Source organism: Streptomyces sp. NPDC031274, assembly GCF_055570235.1.
On sequence record NZ_JBVIHP010000207.1, the window covers coordinates 1 to 1469 of the forward strand.

Here is a 1469-nt window from a genome sequence, read left to right on the forward strand (position 1 = left end):
CCCGCGACGCGCAGCTCGACCAGGCCGGTGGGCTCGCCGGGCAGGCAGCCCGCCGGATCGTGCAGGCTGACGACGGCGCCCTCGCGCAGCGGGGAGGTGCCGATGGTCGCGGAGGCGTCGATGGGATAGCCGTCCACGAAGACGATCGGTGCCCCGCCCTGGCCGGGGCCCGGCTGGAGTTGATGCCCGCCGATGGGGATGATCTGGGCGTCGCCGCCGCCGTACCCCACGTGTGAGGCCAGCTCCTTGGCGATGTCCCCCACGGAGGACTCAGGATCGGCGTCGAGCACGACGTCGGCGTTGGCGCCGCCGAGCGGATCGACGACGGTCAGAGTCAGGCGCACGATCGTCCTCCCCTTCAGCTCCCCGCGACCGCTTCCGTAACGCGGTCACAGTGGCTGGTCCACAGTGCCTGTGAGGCTGTCCACAGTGCCTGTGACGATAGCCGCTCCACCCTTCCCGCAGGCAACGGGCTGTGCACGAGCTCATAGCAGAGCTGTGACTCAACCGGGGTGTGCTCACTTCTGCCCCACCCGTAAGCTGCTGACCCAAGAGCGGAAGATCGCACGAACGGCCGCACGGCCTTCGAGCGGCCCGCACTGAGGAGCCAAGGGGGATGGCCCTGCGGCGAGTTGGATTGGATGTGAAGCCACATGGCCAAAGACGCCGATATCACTTATGAGGAGATGCGGACCGCGGCGGGCAAGCTGAACGACGCCAAGGACAAGATCGATGAGAAGCTCGACGCTCTCGAGCGCTTCATCGAGAACCTGGTGAAGAACGGCTACACGACTCGCAAGGGTTCGCAGGCCTTCGAGGACTCCTTCAAGGAGTTCAAGAAGGGCGCCAAGGACACCATTGAGGGCCTCACGGGCATGGGCAAGTTCCTGACCAGCGCCGCGAAGGCGTACGAGGACCTGGATGACGACCTCGCCAGGGGTGTCAAGGGCAAGTAGTCACGCCCTTGAGCTGGTGAACGTGAACGAAACCGGTGCGGCGTACCGCCCTTCTCGGCGGACCGTCGCACCGGTCGCATATCGGTAGCGAATGTGTTTATTGCGTGAATGCCATGGGGGCACTGTGGGTGGCGGTGGCGACCGGGCCAAATTGGACCTTGACGTAATCAAGGGCATGGGCACCGGACTCAACAACGTGAAGAAGGCCTTCGACGGCCTGGAGGATCTCGGCGGTCAGTACGAGGACGACTTCGGAAACGGTGACCTCGCCGACAAGTTCGGTGATTTCGCGGACAACTGGAAGCTGAGCCGCAAAAGGCTGACGGACGAGGTCGACGCGCTCGCGCAGATCGCCAAGGCCGCAGCGGAAGCGTACGAGGACATCGACCATCAGCTGGCCGAGGCGATCCGTGGTGCGCAGGACCCCAAGTCGAAGAAGAAGGGCTGACTCATGGCCGGACGCCCACGTGATTGGCACCCGGTCGCGGACAACGACCCCATTCCCGGTGACGC

The 1469-nt window shown here is 65.1% G+C and carries 3 protein-coding genes; 2 read left to right on the forward strand and 1 reads right to left on the reverse strand.

Annotation, left to right across the window (positions count from 1 at the left end; genetic code table 11):
- The coding region (locus ACZ5CR_RS45020) for a hypothetical protein (RefSeq protein ID WP_468869398.1) at nt 1–344 on the reverse strand (344 nt) is incomplete at its 3' end.
- A gap of 309 nt (nt 345–653) precedes the next feature.
- Here ACZ5CR_RS45020 and ACZ5CR_RS45025 point away from each other — a divergent pair.
- Both ACZ5CR_RS45025 and ACZ5CR_RS45030 read left to right on the forward strand, forming a co-directional pair.
- On the forward strand, nt 654–956 hold the full coding sequence (locus ACZ5CR_RS45025) for a WXG100 family type VII secretion target (protein ID WP_249588461.1): 303 nt from the start codon (nt 654–656) through the stop codon (nt 954–956).
- Nucleotides 957–1131: 175 nt separating this feature from the next.
- Nucleotides 1132–1404: a hypothetical protein gene (locus ACZ5CR_RS45030; protein WP_468869400.1), complete on the forward strand. Its 273-nt coding sequence runs from the start codon at nt 1132–1134 to the stop codon at nt 1402–1404.
- The last annotated feature ends 65 nt before the right edge of the window (nt 1405–1469 follow it).

Coding starts and splice junctions, on each gene's coding strand:
- ACZ5CR_RS45025 (WP_249588461.1), top strand. CDS start 654: ATGGCCAAAGACGCCGATATCACTTATGAGGAGATGCGGACCGCGGCG.
- ACZ5CR_RS45030 (WP_468869400.1), top strand. CDS start 1,132: ATGGGCACCGGACTCAACAACGTGAAGAAGGCCTTCGACGGCCTGGAG.